This is a genomic window from Streptomyces sp. NPDC001135, assembly GCF_053598395.1.
Map to the genome: position 1 here is coordinate 313,475 of NZ_JBSFKD010000002.1, position 20,684 is coordinate 334,158.

The 20,684-nt window shown below is 70.1% G+C and carries 17 protein-coding genes and 2 tRNA genes; 13 read left to right on the top strand and 6 right to left on the bottom strand.

Annotated features, from left to right (window positions below):
• The first annotated feature begins 196 nt into the window (after positions 1-196).
• Entirely contained in the window at positions 197-682 is a 486-nt protein-coding gene (locus ACWC94_RS04450) for a ribose-5-phosphate isomerase (protein ID WP_450794875.1), read from the top strand.
• A gap of 589 nt (positions 683-1,271) precedes the next feature.
• Positions 1,272-2,081, top strand: coding sequence for an Fpg/Nei family DNA glycosylase (locus ACWC94_RS04455; RefSeq protein WP_450794876.1), 810 nt, complete (start codon positions 1,272-1,274; stop codon positions 2,079-2,081).
• 64 nt (positions 2,082-2,145) lie between these two features.
• Here ACWC94_RS04455 and ACWC94_RS04460 read toward each other — a convergent pair whose 3' ends face one another.
• Complete coding sequence (locus ACWC94_RS04460; RefSeq protein ID WP_450794877.1) at positions 2,146-3,387, bottom strand: GNAT family N-acetyltransferase; 1,242 nt, start codon at positions 3,385-3,387, stop codon at positions 2,146-2,148.
• 211 nt (positions 3,388-3,598) lie between these two features.
• On the opposite strand from ACWC94_RS04460, the gene ACWC94_RS04465 reads away from it, so the two are divergent.
• Both ACWC94_RS04465 and ACWC94_RS04470 read left to right on the top strand, forming a co-directional pair.
• On the top strand, positions 3,599-4,771 hold the full coding sequence (locus tag ACWC94_RS04465; RefSeq protein WP_450794878.1) for a PP2C family protein-serine/threonine phosphatase: 1,173 nt from the start codon (positions 3,599-3,601) through the stop codon (positions 4,769-4,771).
• Between the two features lie 139 nt (positions 4,772-4,910).
• On the top strand, positions 4,911-5,375 hold the full coding sequence (locus tag ACWC94_RS04470) for an HD domain-containing protein (protein WP_450794879.1): 465 nt from the start codon (positions 4,911-4,913) through the stop codon (positions 5,373-5,375).
• Positions 5,376-5,467: 92 nt separating this feature from the next.
• Here the strand turns inward: ACWC94_RS04470 and ACWC94_RS04475 are convergent, their stop codons facing one another.
• Positions 5,468-6,103, bottom strand: coding sequence for a GNAT family N-acetyltransferase (locus ACWC94_RS04475; protein ID WP_450794880.1), 636 nt, complete (start codon positions 6,101-6,103; stop codon positions 5,468-5,470).
• Between the two features lie 243 nt (positions 6,104-6,346).
• A complete protein-coding gene (locus ACWC94_RS04480) occupies positions 6,347-7,531 on the bottom strand; it encodes an acyltransferase family protein (protein ID WP_450794881.1) in 1,185 nt (394 codons plus the stop codon).
• 439 nt (positions 7,532-7,970) lie between these two features.
• Here ACWC94_RS04480 and ACWC94_RS04485 point away from each other — a divergent pair, with 439 nt between their 5' ends.
• From ACWC94_RS04485 to ACWC94_RS04495, 3 genes are all read left to right on the top strand, one after another.
• Complete coding sequence (locus ACWC94_RS04485; protein ID WP_351026539.1) at positions 7,971-8,165, top strand: hypothetical protein; 195 nt, start codon at positions 7,971-7,973, stop codon at positions 8,163-8,165.
• A gap of 63 nt (positions 8,166-8,228) precedes the next feature.
• The gene (locus ACWC94_RS04490) at positions 8,229-10,406 is read left to right on the top strand and encodes a protein kinase domain-containing protein (RefSeq protein ID WP_450794882.1); all 2,178 of its coding nucleotides are present in this window, start codon (positions 8,229-8,231) and stop codon (positions 10,404-10,406) included.
• 143 nt (positions 10,407-10,549) lie between these two features.
• The gene (locus ACWC94_RS04495) at positions 10,550-10,780 is read left to right on the top strand and encodes a hypothetical protein (protein WP_450794883.1); all 231 of its coding nucleotides are present in this window, start codon (positions 10,550-10,552) and stop codon (positions 10,778-10,780) included.
• A gap of 152 nt (positions 10,781-10,932) precedes the next feature.
• Here ACWC94_RS04495 and ACWC94_RS04500 read toward each other — a convergent pair.
• Positions 10,933-11,003 (bottom strand) — tRNA-Gly (locus ACWC94_RS04500).
• A gap of 160 nt (positions 11,004-11,163) precedes the next feature.
• Here ACWC94_RS04500 and ACWC94_RS04505 point away from each other — a divergent pair.
• The 5 genes from ACWC94_RS04505 (at position 11,164) to clpX (ending at position 15,905) form a co-directional block, all read left to right on the top strand.
• A tRNA-Pro gene (locus ACWC94_RS04505) sits at positions 11,164-11,240 on the top strand.
• A 179-nt stretch (positions 11,241-11,419) separates the two neighbouring features.
• Positions 11,420-12,790 carry a trigger factor gene (tig, locus tag ACWC94_RS04510; protein WP_450794884.1) on the top strand — a complete coding sequence of 457 codons (1,371 nt, stop codon included), beginning with the start codon at positions 11,420-11,422 and terminating at the stop codon, positions 12,788-12,790.
• Between the two features lie 318 nt (positions 12,791-13,108).
• Entirely contained in the window at positions 13,109-13,714 is a 606-nt protein-coding gene (locus ACWC94_RS04515; RefSeq protein ID WP_450795019.1) for an ATP-dependent Clp protease proteolytic subunit, read from the top strand.
• A 67-nt stretch (positions 13,715-13,781) separates the two neighbouring features.
• On the top strand, positions 13,782-14,447 hold the full coding sequence (locus tag ACWC94_RS04520; protein WP_450794885.1) for an ATP-dependent Clp protease proteolytic subunit: 666 nt from the start codon (positions 13,782-13,784) through the stop codon (positions 14,445-14,447).
• A 171-nt stretch (positions 14,448-14,618) separates the two neighbouring features.
• Positions 14,619-15,905 (top strand): ATP-dependent Clp protease ATP-binding subunit ClpX, encoded by a 1,287-nt coding sequence (clpX, locus tag ACWC94_RS04525; RefSeq protein ID WP_365728501.1) that lies wholly within the window; start codon positions 14,619-14,621, stop codon positions 15,903-15,905.
• A 285-nt stretch (positions 15,906-16,190) separates the two neighbouring features.
• Here the strand turns inward: clpX and ACWC94_RS04530 are convergent, their stop codons facing one another.
• Together ACWC94_RS04530 and ACWC94_RS04535 are read right to left on the bottom strand one after the other, a co-directional pair.
• A complete protein-coding gene (locus tag ACWC94_RS04530; RefSeq protein WP_450794886.1) occupies positions 16,191-17,198 on the bottom strand; it encodes a hypothetical protein in 1,008 nt (335 codons plus the stop codon).
• Between the two features lie 164 nt (positions 17,199-17,362).
• Positions 17,363-17,695: a hypothetical protein gene (locus ACWC94_RS04535; protein WP_450794887.1), complete on the bottom strand. Its 333-nt coding sequence runs from the start codon at positions 17,693-17,695 to the stop codon at positions 17,363-17,365.
• Between the two features lie 279 nt (positions 17,696-17,974).
• Here ACWC94_RS04535 and ACWC94_RS04540 point away from each other — a divergent pair, with 279 nt between their 5' ends.
• On the top strand, positions 17,975-20,599 hold the full coding sequence (locus ACWC94_RS04540) for a valine--tRNA ligase (RefSeq protein WP_450794888.1): 2,625 nt from the start codon (positions 17,975-17,977) through the stop codon (positions 20,597-20,599).
• Positions 20,600-20,684 lie beyond the last annotated feature (85 nt).

The following is a 20,684-nucleotide window of genomic DNA, read 5'->3' on the forward strand; positions in this document are numbered from 1 at the left end:
AGGAGGAGCAGCTCGTATGAGCGGTGTACGAGTCGGTCCAGTGAATCCGAGGCGAACGAATTCGGGAACCTCTGAATCCGTATCGTTACTTGAGGTTCCCTTGAGGTTCTATGGCCGGGCTCACATTTTTGGCACTCCTTTGGGACGCCGCCACCCGGCGCTGCTGCCCCCCCATGAGGCGTGTCACACTCATTGCATGCGCGTGTATCTCGGCTCCGACCATGCGGGCTACGAACTCAAGAACCACCTCGTCGACTGGCTCAAGGCGGCGGGGCACGAGCCCGTCGACTGCGGGCCGCACATCTACGACGCCCAGGACGACTACCCGCCCTTCTGTCTGCGCGCCGCGGAGAAGGCGGCCGCGGACCCCGACGCCCTCGGCATCGTGATCGGCGGCTCGGGCAACGGTGAGCAGATCGCGGCGAACAAGGTGAAGGGCGTGCGGGCCGCGCTGGCCTGGAGCGAGGAGACCGCGGCGCTCGGCCGGCAGCACAACAACGCCAATGTCGTGGCCGTGGGTGCGCGCATGCACAGCACCGAGGAGGCGACGAAGTTCGTCGAGGTGTTCCTGAACACCCCGTTCTCCGGTGACGAGCGCCACATCCGCCGGATCGACATGCTGGCGGGCTACGAGACGACGGGTGACCTCCCGCCGATCCCGGCCCACCACCCCCAGCAGTAGCCTCCGCCGCCTGAGCCGGATCGCTCCGCCCAAAGCCCGTCCTCCGGCGGGCTTCCCCCCGCCCCCGCTCGCCCACCCGCCCACCCTCTCCGTCCGGCCGAAGGACCGACCGCCCGATTCACCCGGCCGGAAGGCCGGTCGATACGGCCTGGCGGGCCTGGGAGGGCGGTCGGTACGGCCCGGTGGCTGGAAGGCCGGCGGTACGGCCTGGCGGGCCTGGGAGGGCGGTCGGTGCGACCCGGTGGCTGGAAGGCCGGCGGTACGGCCTGGCGGGCCTGGGAGGGCGGTCGGTGCGACCCGGTGGCTGGAAGGCCGGCGGTAGGGCTCGGTGGCTGGAAGGCTGGCGGCAGGGCTCGGTGGGCTGGAAGGCTGGGCGGTGCGGATCGGTCGGCTGGAAGGCGGGTCGGTCCGGCTGCTCGGCCGGGACGTGCGCCCACCCCCGACGTCAGCCCGCCCCGGACGCAGCCCGCCCCCGACGTCAGCCCGTCCCGGACGCAGCCCGCCCCAGCCGCAGCCCGGTCCGTTCGTCCACCTCTCGGCCGACCGAGTCGGGTGGGTGGGTGGGCAAAGACGTGAAAGGACACCCGCCTTGCCGGAAGGGCACACCATCCATCGGCTGGCCCAGGACTACGCCGCCCGCTTCCGCGGCACGGCCCCCCGCGTCACCAGCCCCCAGGGCAAGTTCTCCGACGCCGCCGCCCTCCTGGACGGAGCCGCGCTGACGGCCACCGAAGCCCACGGCAAGCACCTCTTCCTCCGCTTCCGGGACACCGACTGGGTCCACATCCACCTCGGCCTGTTCGGCAAGGTCGGCTTCGGTGACGCCCCCGCGCCCCCGCCGACCGACACCGTCCGGCTCCGGCTCGCGAACGACACGTCGTACGTCGACCTCCGCGGCCCCACCACCTGCGCGCTGATCACGGACGAGGAGAAGCGCGCGATACACGACCGCCTCGGCCCCGACCCGCTCCGCGAGGACGCCGACCCCGCCGCCGCGTACCGCAGGATCTCCCGCAGCCGTACGACGATCGCCGCGCTGCTCATGGACCAGAAGATCGTCGCCGGCGTCGGCAACGTCTACCGCGCCGAGGTCCTCTTCCGGCACGGCATCGACCCGTACCGGACGGGCAGGGACATCACACCGGCCGAGTGGGACACCCTGTGGGCCGATCTCGTCACGCTGATGCGCGAGGGCGTGCGCAACAACCGGATCGACACCGTACGGCCCGAGCACACCCCGGAGGCCATGGGCCGGCCGCCACGCGTGGACGACCACGGCGGCGAGGTGTACGTCTACCGCCGCGCCACCCTGCCCTGCCACATCTGCGGCACCGGGATCCGCACCGCCGACCTCGCCGCCCGCAACCTCTTCTGGTGCCCCGCCTGTCAGAAGCGGTGACGGCGAGGATCCAGGGGTTTTCGTCTGGATCAGCCCGGGTCCGCCCCGGTCCGGACGAAACCCCCTAGAAGCCGTGCGGCAGCCACGGGGCCACCGCCGAGCCGAACGCCACCGACGCCTCCGCCAGCGCCCCCGGCCGCAGCTCCCGCACCCGCCCGGCCCCCGCCAGCGACAGCAGCGAGACCCCGCCGAGGTAGGCCGCGCCCAACTCCCGTACGGACAGTGACAGTTCGGCCGTATCGGACGTGCGCTCGCAGGATGCCCCCTTGGCGTCCCCCGTGAGCCGCCAGCGCCCCGCGTTCCAGGGGCAGAAGGTGTCCTCGACGTCCAGCACGACGTCCACCGGCGCCAGATACGTACGCGCCGACAGGGCCGTGCCCACGTCCACGAGGCGCAGGTGTCCGGCGTCCCGCAGCCGCAGCCGGCAGCGGCGGATGTCGGAGACCAGGTGCTGCCAGGCCTCGTCGACCGGCCGTCCCCGCACCGCCAGCGTCGTCATCAGGTCGATGCCGAACAGGAAGCGCCACAGCGCGGCCTCGGTCGCCGGATCGAGGGCGGCCAGGTCCTCCAGGGTTACCGTGCCGTCGTGTCCGCCCGGCCCCCAGCCCTCCTTGGTGCGGAAGCGGGTGTACCCGGTGACCTCCCCGTCCCGTTCGGCGACCACGCACTGCAGGGCCGACGCCCCGTTCCGCTCGCTCTCCGGGTCGAGCAGGCCGGCCTGCTCCCAGCCGGGCTGCCGGGCCAGCATGCCGGGGCGGCGGGGCACCAGCGCCGCGTACACCGCCTCGCACTCCTTCAGGACCTCGGCGGGCGGGGCGTAACGCACGCGCACCTCGTCGGTGCCCGCGGGCAGTGCCAGGGTGACCCGGCCGGTGTCGATCTCGGCGCTGATCTGGTGGGTCGCCGTGCCGTACCCGAAGCGGCCGTAGATCGCGGGCTCGGAGGCGAACAGGGCCGCCAGCGGCTCGCCCTTGGCGTGCGCGTCGTCCAGCAGCCGCCGCATCATCGACGTCAGGATCCCGCGCCGCCGGTGCGTCGCGGCCACGCTGACCATGGTCACGCCGGCCGTGGGCACCACCGCTGCGCCTGGCACGGTCATCCGGAAGCTGAAGGCTCCGGACGTACCGACGATCGTGTCCGCGTCCCAGACGGCCAGGGAGCGATCGAACTCGGTGACGGATTTGTCCAGTTCGCGCTCCTCGGGAGAGGCCGGCCCGCCCCCGAACGCACGGACCAGGTGGTCCCACCACCGGTCGAACTCCTCAGGGCGCAACGTCTTCGGTCCGGTCCAGCGGTCAGTCCCCATGAGCCATGCCTATCAGGGCATTGCGGGACGAGCCAGCGAATTTCTCCCGGGCGGCGGCGCGACGACCCCGTGTGCCGTTCACTGTGAGGACGCACCACGAGGCGAACCACGGCGCGAACCGCGGCACGAACCACGAAGTTGGGCCTCGCACGGGGGACAAGTGGGACCTCCCGTGCCAAGCAGCCGGTCCGATGGATAGGGTCCCGAACTAATGGCAGCAGGACGAGGGCGGCGCGCGAAGGCCGAGACGTTCACGGCCCGGTGGAAGATGCAGTGGCACCGGGCCCGCGTCGGCCTGCGCAGAAGCGCCGTGGACTACTTCCGGGGCGACGGCTCCGACTGGATCGCCTTCGCCGGACTGCTGCTCACCGTCCCGCTCCTCATGACCATGACACTCGCCGACTCGGTGTGGTGCTCCCCGGCCACGCTGGTGCTGCCGATCGTCGCGGGCGGCCTGCTGCTGCGCCCGGCGAGCCTGCTCGGCCTGTACGCGGCGGCGGCCACCGCGCTGATCGTGGAGTCGGTACGGCTCGGCCCCTACACCGAGGGCCCCTCCCGGGTCACCCCGGGCGTCGTCCTGGTCGTGGCGGCCTGCGGTTTCTTCGGCCTGCTCACGGCCCAGTTCCGCAGCCGGGTCGGCGTGCCCTGGCGGCGCGGCGGCACCATGCTGTTCGACCTGCGCGAGCGGATCCGGGTGCAGAGCAAGCTGCCGAAGCTGCCGCAGGGCTGGCACCACGAGATGGCGCTGCGCCCGGCCGGCGGCCAGTCCTTCTCCGGCGACTTCGTCGTCGCGGCCCGTACGAACGGCGGCCGGACCCTGGAGGTCGTCCTCACGGACGTGTCCGGCAAGGGCATGGACGCGGGATCGCGCGCCCTGCTGCTCTCCGGCGCCTTCGGCGGCCTCCTCGGCTCCCTGTCCCCGCACGCCTTCCTCCCCGCCGCCAACGGCTACCTCCTGCGCCAGGACTGGGACGAGGGCTTCGCCACCTCCATCCACCTGGTCCTGGACCTGGACTCCGGCGACTACGAGCTGTACTCCGCCGGCCATCCCCCGGGCCTGCAGCTGAGCGCGGGCAGTGGACGCTGGGAGGAGAAGGCCGCCGAGGGCCCGCTGCTCGGTGTGTACGACGGTGCCCAGTTCGATCCCGTGAAGGGCTCCCTGCGCCCCGGCGACGTCCTGATGCTGTTCACCGACGGCCTGGTGGAGACCTCCGACCGCGACATCGTCGAGGGCATCGACCGCCTCACCGGCGAGGCCGACCGCTATGTCGCCGGCGGCTTCCACGGTGCCGCCTGGCACCTGATCGAGGCGGTCGCCAAGGACGTCAACGACGACAGGGCCCTCCTCCTGATCTGCCGCCAGGCCTCGGCGCTCACCCGCTGAGACCGCCGGCCCCGCTCCGGGGGCGGGGGGGCCGTACCCACCGTCGCTCGTCCACGGCGCGTTCACGGACGGCGTCCTGTTCCTCGCCCCGGCCTCGGTCACCCTCCCGGCCTGCGCCGCCCCGCGAGACACTGGGCCGATGACACAGCTCACGCTCGCCGAGGTGGAGGCTCTCGCCCGGGCCGCACACGAGGGGCAGACCGACAAGGCGGGACGGCCGTACGCCGAACATCTCGCGGCCGTCGCCGAGGGCGTACGCGCCCGGGGCGGGGATGCCGAACAGATCGCGGCGGCCTGGCTGCACGACTCCGTCGAGGACGACGCGCTGAGCGAGGAGTGGCTCGCGGCGGCCGCCCTGAGCCGGCGCACCAAGGACATCGTGGGCGCCGTCACCAAGCGGGCCGGCGAGGAGCCGGAGGCGTACGCGCGGCGGATCCTCGCCACCCCGGGTGCGTTGCTGGTGAAGGAGGCCGACCTCGCCCACAACGCCGACCCGGAGCGGCTCGCGGTCCTGGACGAGCCGACCCGGAAGCGGCTGACAGCGAAGTACGCCCGGATGCGCGCACTCCTCGGTCTCGGCCGGGGCGGGTCAGAAGGGGGCTGAGGGCCTGTCCGCCGAGGCGCCTCGCCCGGCACCGCCGGGCGGAGTCCGGCCGCTGCCGGCCGCCCGGCCCGGCGCACTCGTCCACGCCGACGTCAACGAGCTCGGCGACATCCCGCCCGGTCCGCCTCCGGCCCCGCGTCCGTGACGCGCATGGCCGCGCTCAGTGGGGCCAGCACGCGCCAGCCCAGGGCCTCGTACAGCGCCCGGCCCTCCTCCGTCGCACCCAGCACGGCCGCCCTCGCCCCCTGGCGGGCGCCGGCTGCGGCGAGCGTGTCCAGTACCACGCGCCCGAGGCCCCGCCGCTGATGGGCCGGGTCGGTCTCCACCTGGTCGACGACGGCGGTCGCACCGGTGACGGCCGTCTGCCCGCGCGCGGCGAAGGCCCCGTCGGCGGCCCGCACCACGACCCGGGTGACCCCGCCCCGGCTCCAACTGCTCAGCCGGTAGCCGTCGGGGAGGTCGGGCGCGGCCCCGGCCTCGGCCAAGGAGGCCGCCATGAAGGCGGCGTGACCGTCCAGCAGCCTCCACCCCGGCGGGAGCCACGCCTGGAGGGTCCGCGCCGGCACGAACGCCTTCAGCGCGACACCGGCGGCGCTGTTCTCGGCCAGCTTCCGGACGGTCGCCTCGTCGGCGTCGGTCAGTACATGCCGGGCCACCTCCTTCGGCAGGCCGACCTCGACCGTGAAACCCCAGGGTTCGCGCGTCGGCTCGGCAGCCCCGCGCGACACGACCCAGCCCTCCACCCATGCGCGTACAGCTTCGGCAGTACTCCCGAAAGGCACGGCCCCTCCATGAGTAGGTAACAGGTGCTCATGAATAGTGTCTATTACATGATGGCACCGCGCGACCAGGCGCACAACGCCGGCCCGGAGCGGCGCGCGGTCCCGGGCGAGCCGACCCGGAAACGACCGACCGAGAGGTGCGCACCGGACGTGCGCACCTCTCGGCCCGGGGGAGTCGGAGTCGGAGGACTAGACGCTGACCTTCTCGCGCTCCTTCTTCTGGCGCTCGCGGGCCAGTTCGGCCGCGTCCTGCCTGAACGCCCACTCGGTCTTCGGTTCCATCGCGAAGCGGAACACCCGCTGCACCGGCCGGGTGCACAACAGCGTGACGGCGGCGGCCGCGAGGACGGTGACGGCGGCCGAACCGAGCAGGCCGTACCGCTGGGCGTAGTCGAATGCGCCCGCGTAGAGGCAGCCCTTCACCACGAAGCCGTGGAGCAGATAGCCGTACAGCGTGCCCGCTCCGAGAGCGGTGAACCACATCCTGCGGCGCGGCACCCAGGCGAAGAAGCAGGCGGTCAGCAGCACGGCGCAGCCGAACAGCGCCAGCGTCATGAGCGGCCCGGCCCACCAGGGCGCGCCCAGGTCCTGCGCCGCGCTCTCCCGGTAGAACCAGCCGACGTCCATGCGGGGCGCGCTCCACCAGCCGACGGCCAGTGCCGCTACGACCACCGGCACCGACGCGATCCGCACCCACCTGCGGCGCAGCATGGTGAAGTGCTCGGGCCTCAGACACAGGCCCAGCACGAAACAGGGCAGGAACTGCAGCACCCGGCCGAGGTCGAGACCGCCTCCCGTGCCCGCGGACACCGAGCCGAGCATGGCGACCCCCAGCGCGATGGGCACCGGCCAGCGCACCAGCTTCCACAGGGGGCTGAGCAGGCGCCAGACGAACAGCGCGCACAGGAACCAGGTCAGGTACCAGGGGGAGAAGAGGTTGAACGGCTGGTCGGTGACGTGGCCGACGTAGCGCCGGAACAGTGAGTAAGCCGTCTGGAACAGCACGTACGGCAGGGCGACACCGGTGATCAGACGCTTCAGCCGGTCCGGCCGCAGGTCGAAACCGCGGGAGAAGTAGCCGGAGATGATGATGAACGCCGGCATGTGGAAGGTGTACACCACGTCGTACAGGCCTTCGAGGATCCGGCTGTCGCTCTTCACCGGAGCCCAGGAGTGCCCCACCGCCACCAGCACGATCGCCAGGTACTTGACGTTGTCGAAGAACGCGTCGCGCTGTTTGCCCGGTCTGTCCGCCGGGGGCCGCCGCTCCTGCGCACCCGTCGGGGTGTGCGGACCGGCCGCTCCGTCCGCCGGCGACTGTGCCGGGGGGAGCGGCCTGCGGTGCTGGCCGGGGAGCGAGGCGGCGTCAAACATCTGAGGCACCCTAGCGTCGCCTGTGGGATTTCGTAAAACTCCCCCGGGCATTCCTGGTTAGCGGCTTCGTATACCCCCGATTTAGCGAACTCGACGCCTGGACCCACGTGATGATGGGCACACGGCAGGCTGTCTGTTCGTCCCCGTTGTCCTGTTCATCCCGGCCAATCGGTGCATATGTCGTGCCTGTGCGGTCAATTCGAATTACCTGCGCAGATGGTGTGTGCGCAGCGAAACGAAGTCGCGCGATATCCCGTGGGGGCTCCCGCGGGTGCCTCCTCGAATTACCGTGAGGCGCGTCCCCCGTGCCGAGCCCGCGCCCGACGTTGTGTCACGGGCCGCATACGCCGGCCGGGTTGGTGGCACGATGGTTCTGGCGGGGGTGCGCGGGCCGTACCCCCGGGCCGGGAGAGCGGACCGACCGAGGGTGTGATCAGTTGTGGCCATTTCACTGTCTGTGGTGCTGCTGTTGGCGATCATCCTTGTAGTGCTGCTGAGAGGGGGGAGTATCAAGGCAGGACCCGCGATCGTCGCGATCCTCTTCGGCTTCTTCCTCGCCTCGACCGGCATGGCCCCCTCCATCGACCGCTTCCTGAACTCGATAGCGGACTCCATCAGCTCGATCAAGTTCTGACCGGTGCGGGGGCGACCGGAGCGGAACGCGCTGAACAACTGAAGCAACGGGGGACCCACGGGTATGGCGCTGCGCGAGACGGACCCGCCGGAGATCGGCGGCTACCGGATCGAGGACCGCCTGGGCAGCGGCGGCATGGGCGTGGTGTACCTCGCCCGGTCCGCCTCCGGCCGCCGGCTCGCGGTCAAGGTCGTCCACGGCCAGTACGCCGACGACGACGAGTTCCGCATCCGGTTCAGCCGCGAGGTGGCCGCCGCACGCCAGGTCAGCGGCGCCTTCACGGCCCCTGTGGTGGACGCGGACGCCGACGCCCCGCGGCCCTGGATGGCCACGCTCTACATCCCCGGCGAGGACCTCGGCACCCACGTCCGCCGCCACGGCCCGCTCCCGCCGCACCGGCTGCGCGAACTCGCCGCCGGCCTCGCCGAGGCGCTGCGCGACATCCACCGCGCCGGAGTCGTCCACCGGGACCTGAAACCGGCCAACGTCATGCTCGCCGACGACGGCCCGCGCGTCATCGACTTCGGTGTCTCGCGCGCCGCCGAGTCCACCGCCGCCGACGCCCTCACCCAGACGGGCCGGGTGATGGGCACCCCGCCCTTCATGTCCCCCGAGCAGTTCACCTCCCCGCACGAGGTCGGCCCCGCCACCGACGTCTTCTCCCTCGGCTCGGTCGTCGCGTACGCCGCCACCCGGCACGGCCCCTTCGACAGCGTGAGCCACTGGGAGACGGCGACGAGGGTCGTCGAGCGCGAGCCCGACCTCGACGGCGTCCCCGCCGACCTGCTCCCCTTCGTCCGCCTCTGTCTGGAGAAGCACCCCAAGACCCGCCCCACCCCCGACGAACTCCTGCGCTTCCTCCGCGACGGCCGCCTGCCCGACCGGGCCCCGGACACCGGCCTCGACCCGGCCCGGCCCGACCCGTCCCGGACGCCCACCGAGCAGGCCCGCCGTCGCCGCCGGGCGGCCCTGGTGGCCGCCGCCGTCGCAGCGGCCGTCCTGGCCGCCACCGGCACCGTCGTCCTGGCCCGTGACGGCGGGGGCGCCCCGCACGCCCTGCCGGCGGGCTGGCACGCCTGGCACCGGCAGGCCGGGGACCCCGCGGGCAGGAACCGGAGCATCGCGGTCGCCAGCGGTCCGTTCAGCGGGTGTGTCACTTCGCAGACGTCCCTGGTGTGCGCCGGCAGCGGCATCAAGGCCGCCCGGTTCGCCCTGGCCGACGGCCGAAACGCCTGGACGCTGCCCATGGACCACAGGCCCGTGTCCCTGACCCCGGACGGTGGCACGGTCATCGGCGCCCGCCCCGGTGGCGTGTACGTCATCGGCACCGACGAGCGCAACGCCGGGTCGACGAAGGATCCGGAGATCCAGACCCGCTACACGGTGCAGTCCCTCGACACGGCCACCGGCAAGGCCGTCTGGCGGACGACCGTCGCCGACAACACCGACGGCATGGGCCCGGACACCGGCGGCGCCGTCGCGACCCCGGCCGGCGTCTTCACCACCTACGGCAAGGACTCCGACTCCTACGCCCTCCTCGACGCCGCCCACGGCACCGTCCGCTGGCACCACCGGATGCCCTACGGCGTGAAGGACGACGGAGAGTGCCAGGTCTCCGGCGCCGCCGGACAGGCGTACCTGGTCTGCCACGCCATCAACGCCCACGGCGACCCGGACCGCACCACGATCGCCCAGCTCGACCCCGCCACCGGCAAGGCCCGCTGGACGCGGACGGTCAAGGGCGGGGTCGCCGTGCTGGGCGAGGCACACCGGACTCTGGTACTGGGCGCCGACCCGACCGTGCAGAAGCTGAGCGGCCTGACCCTGATCAACCTCGACTCGCACGTCGTGACGACGGTACGGCTGTCCGCGCCGCACCCCGCCTCGGCCGCCTACCTGGTGCGCGGCACCGTGTATCTCACCCTCACCAGCGGCAGCGTCCGGGCTGTCGACCCGGCCACCGGACGCGAGCTGTGGCAGAGCAACTCCACCGTCGAACAGCCCGGCCCGCCCACCGCCTCCGCCACCCGGCTCTACGTGGCCTCGCCCAACGGCCGCCTGGCCGCCCTCGACCTGCGCACGGGCCGGGTCACCGGCACGCTCCCCGGCCGCGACGACAGCGACACCGACGGCTTCACCGACACCCCCGGGGCCCCCGTCCTGTCGGGCGACGCCCTCTACGTCCCCTACGGCGTGCGCTCGGTGTACAGCGTGGACGTGAACACCCTCCAGAACCCCTGAGGCCGTCACCCGTCGAACAATCGGATACGCCGATGATCACCGGCCTGGGCCGCCGGTGATCTGCGGTCATGTGGATGCGGGCACGCGGGGGACACGCCCATGGGGAGCCGTGTCCGGTGTTCGTCATGGTCGTTGGAGCGAGCATGCGAAAGATCATCATGACCGCCACGCTGGCCGTGGCCGCCATCGCCATGGCAGCTCCCGCCCATGCGGACAACACCTCGACCCCGTTCGCCAACTGGACCTTCGCGCCGGCATCCGTCTGCGGGCTGGAAGGGGCGGAGGTGTCGGCGCTGCCCATCCTGGCCAACTACATCCCCATCCACTCCAACAGCTGCTCGAACGGCAACGTGCTCGATCACCCGACGGTCTAGACCGAACGATCCCCGCGGCCCGGCAGCACACTTCCGATCGACGTGAACGGGAGATCGCCGACGGGGCGGACGAGGCGATCGTGAACGCGCTGAGGACGGCCGAAGGCCCAGGAAGAGGAAATCAACCTCTCACCTGGGCCTTCGGCATCCAGAGCGGGCGACGGGAATCGAACCCGCGTAGCTAGTTTGGAAGACTAGGGCTCTACCATTGAGCTACGCCCGCAACAGTGCGCCGCAGGTCGGTGACCGCGGCACTGGAGGCATCGTAGCGGGTCGCCCGCCGCCGAGGCCAACGAGTTGGTCCCGGAGCCGTCGCGCGTGCCGTCTGCGGGAATGCAGCCGACGTAATCGTCCGGGGCATGTACCCTACGTGTCGCACCAGACGGGGTGTGGCGCAGCTTGGTAGCGCGTCCGCTTTGGGAGCGGAAGGCCGTGGGTTCAAATCCCGCCACCCCGACCAACGGCTCGCGACGTCGCGATGATCGCCTTTTGGGGCGCTGACCGGCTGCGGTTACTATGCAAGCTGCGCGCCCGTGTGTCCCGGCCCACTCGGCCTACGAACTCCTCCGGGCGGCGAAATCCGCCGGACCAGTCTGGCTCCGGCAGAACCCAAGAAGTCAGCCACAAGGAGACCGAACCGTGAAGAGCGCCGTGGAGACCCTGAACCCGACCCGGGTTCGGCTCACTGTCGAGGTGCCCTTCGAGGAGCTCAAGGACAGCCTCGACGCGGCGTACAAGAAGATCAACCAGCAGGTCACGGTGAAGGGCTTCCGCAAGGGCAAGATCCCGGCCCGCGTCATCGACCAGCGGTTCGGCCGCGGTGCGGTGCTGGAGGAGGCCGTCAACGACGCGCTGCCGAAGTTCTACACCGAGGCGGTCAACGAGGCCGAGCTGAGCCCGCTGGGCCAGCCCGAGGTCGACATCACCGAGCTGAAGGACGGCGAGACGCTGAACTTCACCGCCGAGGTCGACATCCGCCCGGCCCTGGAGATCCCGGACTACTCCGGCATCGAGGTCGAGGTCGACGCCGTCGAGGTCACCGACGAGGACATCGAGAAGTCGGTCGAGCAGCTGCGCGAGCGCTTCGCCTCCACCTCCCCGGTCGAGCGCGCCGCCGAGGACGGCGACGTCGTCACCATCGACCTGGAGGCCAAGGTCGACGGCGAGGTGCTGGAGGACGGCATCGCCAACGGCGTGTCCTACACCATCGGCTCCGGTGAGCTGCTCGACGGCATCGACGACGCCGTCAAGGGCCTGTCCGCCGGTGAGGAGGCCACCTTCACCTCCGAGCTGAAGGGCGGCTCCGCCGCGGGCAAGGAGGCCGAGGTCACCGTCAAGGTCACCCAGGTCGCCGCCCGTGAACTGCCCGAGCTGGACGACGAGTTCGCGCAGCTCGCCTCCGAGTTCGACACCCTGGACGAGCTCAGGGCCGACAGCCGCAAGCGCCTCGCGAACATGAAGCAGTTCGACCAGGCCACCCAGGCCCAGGAGCGCGTCCTGGAGAAGCTCCTCGAGCTGGTCGAGGTCCCGGTCCCCGAGAAGCTGCTCGAGGACGAGATCAACACCCGCAAGCACAACCTGGAGCACCACCAGCTCGGCCAGATGGGCCTCACCCTCGACAAGTACCTGGAGATCCAGGGCAAGACCGCCGAGGAGTTCGACACCGAGACCCGTGAGGCCGCGGTCAAGGGCATCAAGACCCAGTTCGTCCTCGACGAGCTGGTCAAGAAGGAGAACCTCAACGTCAACCAGGAGGAGCTCACCGAGCACCTCATGCGGCGTGCGGCCTCCTCCGGCATGTCCCCCGACCAGTTCGCCCAGGCCGTCGTCGAGGGCGGCCAGGTGCCGCTCCTGGTCGGCGAGGTCGCCCGCGGCAAGGCCCTGGCCGTCGTGGTCGAGGCCGCCACGGTGAAGGACACCAACGGCGAGATCGTCGACCTGGACGACGAGGAGGAGGAGACCGAGGCCGCCGAGGCGTCGGAGACCTCCGAGGAGACCACCGAGGGCTGAGCGGCCCCGCAGCGCCTCTGAAGCGCGTACACAGGCCCCTGGGAGTCTCTCCCGGGGGCCTGTGCCGTACTGCGGCAGCAGCCGGCCCGAGGGGCACGGGGAAGGGCGCGACGGGCCACAACGGGCCCGCGGCCGCCGGTGCACCGCGCATCCGACGGCGAGGACGGTCCCGGTCCGCGCGGAGCGCTACGCCCCCGGCGAACACCACCATCTCCGGGATTCCCCGAAGGGACCCTCGCGTTAGGGTCCATGAAAGGCAGAACAATGAGACGGCCCGGCGCCGTCGCAAGACGAGCAGGTGGATACGTGACGAATCTGATGCCCTCCGCCGCCGGCGAGCCTTCCATCGGTGGTGGCCTCGGTGACCAGGTGTACAACCGGCTGCTCGACGAGCGGATCGTGTTTCTCGGTCAGCAGGTCGACGACGACATCGCCAACAAGATCACCGCGCAGCTGCTGCTCCTCGCCGCCGACCCGACCAAGGACATCTACCTCTACATCAACAGCCCCGGCGGCTCGGTGACGGCCGGCATGGCGATCTACGACACCATGCAGTACATCCCGAACGACGTGATCACCATCGGCATGGGCATGGCGGCCTCGATGGGCCAGTTCCTGCTCACCGGCGGCACCGCCGGCAAGCGCTTCGCCCTGCCGCACACGGACATCATGATGCACCAGGGCTCCGCGGGCCTGGGCGGTACGGTCTCGGACATCAAGATCCAGGCCCAGTACCTGCTGCGCACCAAGAAGACCATGTCCGAGCTGACCGCGCTGCACTCCGGCCAGTCCGTCGAGACGATCATCCGCGACGGCGACCGCGACCGCTGGTTCACCCCGGAAGAGGCCAAGGAGTACGGTCTCATTGACGAGATCATCACGCATGCCTCGGGTGTTCCGGGAGGCGGCGGCACCGGTGCCTGACCGGCCCGGCCGCGCCACGCGCCGCCGAGACACCAGCCCCCCGAACGCCACCAGGACGGTGAACCCCATGAGCAACTTCTCCGGTGCCGCCAGCGGTATGTACGAAGGGCCCCGCCCCGACAGCCGCTACGTCATCCCGCGCTTCGTCGAGCGCACCTCCCAGGGCATCCGCGAGTACGACCCGTATGCGAAGCTCTTCGAGGAGCGCGTGATCTTCCTGGGCGTCCAGATCGACGACGCCTCCGCCAACGACGTCATGGCGCAGCTGCTGTGCCTGGAGTCGATGGACCCGGACCGGGACATCTCGATCTACATCAACAGCCCTGGTGGCGACATGACCGCCCTGACGGCGATCTACGACACGATGCAGTTCGTGAAGCCCGACATCCAGACGGTCTGCATGGGCCAGGCGGCCTCCGCCGCGGCGATCCTGCTCGCCGCCGGTACGCCCGGCAAGCGCATGGCGCTGCCGAACTCGCGCGTTCTGATCCACCAGCCGGCGGGCTCCACCGGCCGCGGTCAGCTCTCCGATCTGGAGATCATCGCCAACGAGTTCACCCGGATGCGTGAGCAGCTGGAGGACATGCTGGCCAAGCACTCGAACCAGCCGATCGAGAAGATCCGCGAGGACATCGAGCGCGACAAGATCCTCACGGCCGAGGAGGCGCTGGAGTACGGCCTCGTCGACCAGATCATCTCCACCCGCAAGCTGAACAACGCCGCGGTCCGCTGACACGAAGCGGCACGCTCTTTGCCCCTCTTGGCACGGTGCACGTCAAAGTGAACCCTGCCAAGGGGGGCCCGAACACCGGGCCCGGCAAGGTACCGTCGGACATAAGGCAGCACCAGGAGCCGCTGGATTCGAAAGCGTCCAGGCGTCTCCCAGGCGAAGGGGAAGCACACCGTGGCACGCATCGGTGACGGCGGCGATCTGCTCAAGTGCTCGTTCTGCGGCAAGAGCCAGAAGCAGGTCAAGAAGCTCATCGCAGGGCCCGGTGTGTACATCTGCGACGAGTGCATCGATCTCTGCAACGAGATCATCGAGGAGGAGCTCGCCGAGACGAGCGAGGTGCGCTGGGAGGAACTCCCGAAGCCCCGCGAGATCTACGAGTTCCTCGAGGGCTACGTGGTCGGCCAGGAAGCGGCCAAGAAGGCGCTCTCCGTCGCGGTGTACAACCACTACAAGCGGGTCCAGGCAGGCGAGAACGGCGGCCCGAGCGGCCGTGACGACGCCATCGAGCTGGCGAAGTCCAACATCCTCCTGCTGGGCCCCACGGGCTCCGGCAAGACCCTCCTCGCGCAGACCCTGGCGCGCATGCTGAACGTCCCCTTCGCGATCGCCGACGCGACGGCGCTCACGGAGGCGGGTTATGTGGGCGAGGACGTCGAGAACATCCTCCTGAAGCTGATCCAGGCGGCGGACTACGACGTCAAGAAGGCCGAAACCGGGATCATCTACATCGACGAGATCGACAAGGTGGCGCGCAAGAGCGAGAACCCGTCGATCACGCGCGACGTATCGGGTGAAGGCGTGCAGCAGGCCCTCCTGAAGATCCTGGAGGGCACCACGGCCTCGGTCCCGCCCCAGGGCGGCCGTAAGCACCCCCACCAGGAGTTCATCCAGATCGACACGACGAACGTCCTGTTCATCGTGGGCGGTGCCTTCGCCGGCCTGGAGAAGATCATCGAGGCCCGCGCAGGCGCGAAGGGCATCGGCTTCGGCGCCACGATCCTCTCCAAGCGCGAGCTGGAGTCCAAGGACGTCTTCGAGGACGTCATGCCGGAGGACCTGGTCAAGTTCGGCATGATCCCCGAGTTCATCGGCCGTCTGCCGGTGATCACGTCGGTCCACAACCTCGACCGCGAAGCACTGCTCAAGATCCTCGTGGAGCCCCGCAACGCCCTGGTCAAGCAGTACCAGCGCCTCTTCGAACTCGACGGCGTGGAGCTGGACTTCGAACGCGAGGCCCTGGAAGCCATCGCCGACCAGGCCATCCTCCGCCAGACCGGCGCCCGCGGCCTGCGCGCCATCATGGAGGAAGTCCTCCAGGGCGTCATGTACGAGGTCCCGTCCCGCAAGGACGTGGCCCGCGTGGTCATCACAGCCGACGTGGTCCTGTCCAACGTCAACCCGACGCTGATCCCTCGGGATGCGCGGGGGCGGGGCTCGGGGGAGCAGAAGTCGGCGTAGCGCCGTACCGCACACAGAAGTGATGCCCGGCACCGGTGGTGCCGGGCATCACTCATGTGCGTCACCCGGCGAAGACAATCAGTCGGGCACACGTCATTTCTTGAGGCAGGATCTGCATCCGTGCAGTCCCGCTGGCGACCGCCACGTCGGCAGGCGCCGATCAGAACGACAAATAACGCGACGGCCGCTTGCAGCTTGGCCTAGGTGCTGAGTTCTTGGGTCCGGCAGGGTGTCCCACCTTGTCGGTGGACGCCCCGCCGGATGGGGTGCACTGCTACGCCAACATCACATCTTCACGCGGACGTCGTTGCGCAGCTTGGCCGTGAGCTCAGCGGCGTCGCTCATCGAGCCGCCCTGGCCGGAGGCGAGAGAGGCGACGCTGAACGACGTGACGGTGACGACCGTGCTGTGGTCGCCCCAGATGCAGATCGGCACCTGCATGGTCTTGGGCACCCCCGACTCCGAGCTCGACGAGCCGCTGGTGTCGATCTGAGCCATCTGGCACTTCATGACGCCGTTGGAGAACCCTGCCGGGTGGACGGTCTCGGGGCTGCCGATCAGCTTGCCCTTGGTGTCGGAACCACTCTGGTCCTTCTCGGACTCCGTCTTGGCCTTGGCGAACAAGCCGTCGACGACCGTCTCCGGGTCGGCGACGGTCCCGTACACGCCGTGGAAGCCGAGAGCCTTCATGGTCAGGCCCTTGCCGTTCTGGTACTTGGCGCTCACCTCCGTGGGGTTCTTCACCCCCCAATTCTCGAAGTCCGATTTACCGGCGCCGCTGGGATCCGAGGAGTTGGAGCTCGCCTGCTTCGTGTACGTCCCGTTGATGACCGCCTCCGGCGCCGTCAGCTTGTGCGGACCGTCATCCGCCACGCCGTTGCTGCTCCCGCTGAAGAGCAGGTACCCCGCCACCGCCACGGCCGCCACCACGGCCACCCCGCCGATGATCAGGCCCGTCTTCTTCTTGCCGCCGGCCGGAGCCGGAGGCTGCGGCATGCTGTACGGCTGCTGGCCGTAGGGACCCGGCTGCTGGCCGTACGGGTTCGGCTGCTGCGGCATGCCCTGCTGCGGGTAGCCGTACCCGGGCTGCGGCGGGCCCGCAGGCGCCTGCTGGGGGTAGCCGTAGCCGGGCTGCGGAGCCTGCGGCTGCTGGCCGTACGGGCCGGGCTGGCCCGGCTGCCCCGGCTGGCCGTAGGGCCCCGGCTGGCCGTACGGCCCAGGCTGCCCCGGCTGGCCGTACGGACCCGGCTGCTGGGGCGGCCCGCCGTACGGGCCCGGCTGGTTGTTGCTCATGGCTGGGGTTCCTCCCGTTGTGTGTTCCTCGGACGGAATCCTCGCGGAAGGCACCACAGCTTGAATCACCGGGGGCCGCATCGTTACGAAACATGCAAACGATGCGGCCCGGCGCGCTGCGAAGAGCTGTCAGGGCTGGGACAGGCTCAGAAGTGGCTGGCAGGCTACCAAATGTCGTTTCTCTCGGGTTGTGTGGTGCAATTCGAGAGCTCAGAGCTCCCTTGGAACACTGCGACCTCACGCCAGACCAGGCGTATGCCGCCCGGATCGGATGCTGTCGTGTACCAGGTCTGGCTTGTGCCTTGTCCTGCGTAGAGGTGGTGCCAGCTCCAGTAGTGATCGGTGCCGTTCGATCGGCGTGTCACCAGCCTGACCGCTACATTGCGCCCGTCTGCCGCCGTGTCCTCGACCTTGAGACTGACGTCGTCCAGAGAGTTCTTGCCAGTGAATGTCTGGCTGCCGCCTCCGGTGGCGGCGATGTACGGGTTGCCGTGCATCCAGTAGACGGCAGGGCACTCCCTCCAGGCAGCGGCAGCAGGGGGAGCGGCGAGAGTCGTGATCACGAGACTGGCTGCCGCTGCAAGTCCCCCTGCTGCTGCCATTCGATAGGTTTTCAACGAATCTCCTGCTCTTGAACCTTGCGTGACGTGGACATGCACATTCTAGTCGGTACCTGTCTACGTTGAACCTGTGTTCGATGAAGGGGGATGCAGGTAGCTACTGCCTGCTGGGACTTGGGTTTCGGGGCGGCGCTCCGACACCTCTAAACTGACCCCGTGACCGAGAACGCTCAGCAGCAGCCACCCGCGCCCGACCCCGAACTGCCGACCCAGTACGCGCCGGCCGATGTAGAGGGGCCGCTGTACGAGCGCTGGGTAGAGCGCGGTTACTTCGAGGCGGACGAGAAGAGCGACAAGCCGCCGTACACCGTCGTCATCCCGCCGCCGAACGTCACGGGCAGCCTGCACCTGGGCCACGCCTTCGAGCACACCCTCATCGACGCGCTGACCCGCCGTAAGCGCATGCAGGGCTACGAGACGCTGTGGCAGCCCGGCATGGACCACGCCGGTATCGCCACGCAGAACGTCGTCGAGAGGGAGCTGGGCAAGGAGGGCAAGTCCCGGCACGACCTCGGCCGTGAGGCCTTCGTCGAGCGCGTCTGGCAGTGGAAGGGCGAGTCCGGCGGGCAGATCTCCGGGCAGATGCGGCGCCTCGGTGACGGCGTCGCCTGGTCGCGCGAGCGGTTCACCATGGACGAGGGGCTCTCCCAGGCCGTTCAGACCATCTTCAAGCGGCTCTACGACGACGAGCTGATCTACCGCGCCGAGCGCATCATCAACTGGTGCCCGCGCTGTCTGACGGCCATCTCGGACATCGAGGTCGAGTACCAGGACGACGACGGCGAGCTGGTCTCCATGCGCTACGGCGACGGGGACGACTCCATCGTCGTCGCCACGACCCGCGCCGAGACCATGCTCGGCGACACCGCCGTCGCCGTCCACCCGGACGATGAGCGCTACCGGCACCTCGTCGGCAAGCTCATCAGGCTCCCGCTGACCGACCGCTCCATCCCGGTCGTCGCCGACACCCACGTCGACCCCGAGTTCGGCACCGGCGCCGTCAAGGTCACCCCGGCCCACGACCCGAACGACTTCGAGATCGGCCAGCGGCACGACCTGCCGTCCATCACGATCATGGACGAGCACGCCGTCATCACCGCCCACGGACCCTTCCAGGGCCTGGACCGCCTCGAGGCCCGCTCCGCCATCGTCGCCGCGCTGCGCGCCGAGGGCCGGATCGTCGCCGAGAAGCGGCCGTACGTCCACTCCGTCGGCCACTGCTCGCGCTGCAAGACGACCATCGAGCCGCGCCTGTCGATGCAGTGGTGGGTCAAGGTCGGCCCGCTGGCGAAGGCGGCGGGCGACGCCGTCCGCGACGGCCGCGTCAAGATCCATCCGCAGGAGATGGAGAAGCGCTACTTCGACTGGGTCGACAACCTCCACGACTGGTGCATCTCGCGGCAGTTGTGGTGGGGGCACCGGATTCCGGTCTGGTACGGCCCGGGCGGGGAAGTCGTGTGCGTCGGGCCCGACGACGAGGCCCCCACCGGCGAGGGCTGGCACCAGGACACCGACGTCCTCGACACCTGGTTCTCCTCCGGCCTGTGGCCGTTCTCCACCCTCGGCTGGCCCGAGCAGACCGAGTCGCTCGCGAAGTTCTACCCGAACTCCGTCCTGGTCACCGGCTACGACATCCTCTTCTTCTGGGTCGCCCGGATGATGATGTTCGGCCTGTACGCGATGGACGGCACCCCGCCGTTCCACACCATCGCCCTGCACGGCATGGTCCGCGACCAGTTCGGCAAGAAGATGTCGAAGTCCTTCGGCAACGCGGTCAACCCGCTGGACTGGATGGACAAGTACGGCAGCGACGCGCTCCGGTTCACCCTGGCCCGTGGTGCGAACCCCGGTGTCGACGTCCCGATCGGCGAGGACTGGGTCCAGGGCTCCCGCAACTTCGCCAACAAGATCTGGAACGCCACCCGTTTCGCCCTGATGAACGGCGCCACGGTGGAGGGCCCGCTGCCGGACCCGTCCGCGATGTCGGCGACGGACCGCTGGATCCTCTCCCGCCTGAACTCGGTCGTCGCCGAAGTCGACGCCTTCTACGACGACTTCCAGTTCGCCAAGCTGTCGGACACCCTCTTCCACTTCGCGTGGGACGAGGTCTTCGACTGGTACGTCGAGCTGTCCAAGACCGTCTTCCAGGCGGGCGGCGAGCCGGCCGAGGTCAGCAAGCGGGTCCTCGGCGAGGTTCTCGACGTCACCCTCAAGCTCCTGCACCCGGTGGTCCCGTTCGTCGCCGAGACCCTGTGGACGACGCTGACCGGCGGTGAGTCGGTCGTCATCGCCGAGTGGCCCAAGGACAGTGGCTTCCGGGACCAGGCGGCCGAGAAGGAGATCGAGACCCTCCAGTCGGTCATCACCGAGGTCCGCCGCTTCCGCGCCGACCAGGGCCTCCAGCCCGGCCAGCGGGTCCCGGCCCGGCTGACCCTGGACGGCACGGCCCTCGCCCCGCACGAGGCCGCCATCCGCCAGCTGCTGCGTCTGCAGCCGGAGGGTGACTCCTTCACGGCCACGGCCACCCTGCCGGTCGCCGGTGCCGAGGTCGCGCTCGACCTGTCCGGCACGATCGACGTCGCGGCCGAGCGGAAGCGGCTGGCGAAGGACCTGGCCGCCGCCGAGAAGGAGAAGGCCCAGGCCACGGCCAAGCTCGGCAACGAGGCGTTCCTCGCCAAGGCCCCGGACAACGTGGTGGACAAGATCCGCACGCGCCTCTCCAAGGCCGAGGACGACATCGCCCGCATCAGCGCCCAGCTGGACCGCCTGCCGCAGGCGTAAGCGTCCGTACGCTGCCCAAGGCCCCCGGAGCCGTTCAGGCACCGGGGGTCCTCGCGTGCCCGAAGGGGAAGGGGCTGTACCGATG

Coding starts and splice junctions, on each gene's coding strand:
- ACWC94_RS04450 (WP_450794875.1), top strand. CDS start 197: ATGCGCGTGTATCTCGGCTCCGACCATGCGGGCTACGAACTCAAGAAC.
- ACWC94_RS04460 (WP_450794877.1), bottom strand. CDS start 3,387: ATGGGGACTGACCGCTGGACCGGACCGAAGACGTTGCGCCCTGAGGAG.
- ACWC94_RS04465 (WP_450794878.1), top strand. CDS start 3,599: ATGGCAGCAGGACGAGGGCGGCGCGCGAAGGCCGAGACGTTCACGGCC.
- ACWC94_RS04470 (WP_450794879.1), top strand. CDS start 4,911: ATGACACAGCTCACGCTCGCCGAGGTGGAGGCTCTCGCCCGGGCCGCA.
- ACWC94_RS04480 (WP_450794881.1), bottom strand. CDS start 7,531: ATGTTTGACGCCGCCTCGCTCCCCGGCCAGCACCGCAGGCCGCTCCCC.
- ACWC94_RS04490 (WP_450794882.1), top strand. CDS start 8,229: ATGGCGCTGCGCGAGACGGACCCGCCGGAGATCGGCGGCTACCGGATC.
- ACWC94_RS04495 (WP_450794883.1), top strand. CDS start 10,550: ATGCGAAAGATCATCATGACCGCCACGCTGGCCGTGGCCGCCATCGCC.
- ACWC94_RS04515 (WP_450795019.1), top strand. CDS start 13,109: ATGCCCTCCGCCGCCGGCGAGCCTTCCATCGGTGGTGGCCTCGGTGAC.
- ACWC94_RS04520 (WP_450794885.1), top strand. CDS start 13,782: ATGAGCAACTTCTCCGGTGCCGCCAGCGGTATGTACGAAGGGCCCCGC.
- ACWC94_RS04530 (WP_450794886.1), bottom strand. CDS start 17,198: ATGAGCAACAACCAGCCGGGCCCGTACGGCGGGCCGCCCCAGCAGCCG.
- ACWC94_RS04535 (WP_450794887.1), bottom strand. CDS start 17,695: ATGCACGGCAACCCGTACATCGCCGCCACCGGAGGCGGCAGCCAGACA.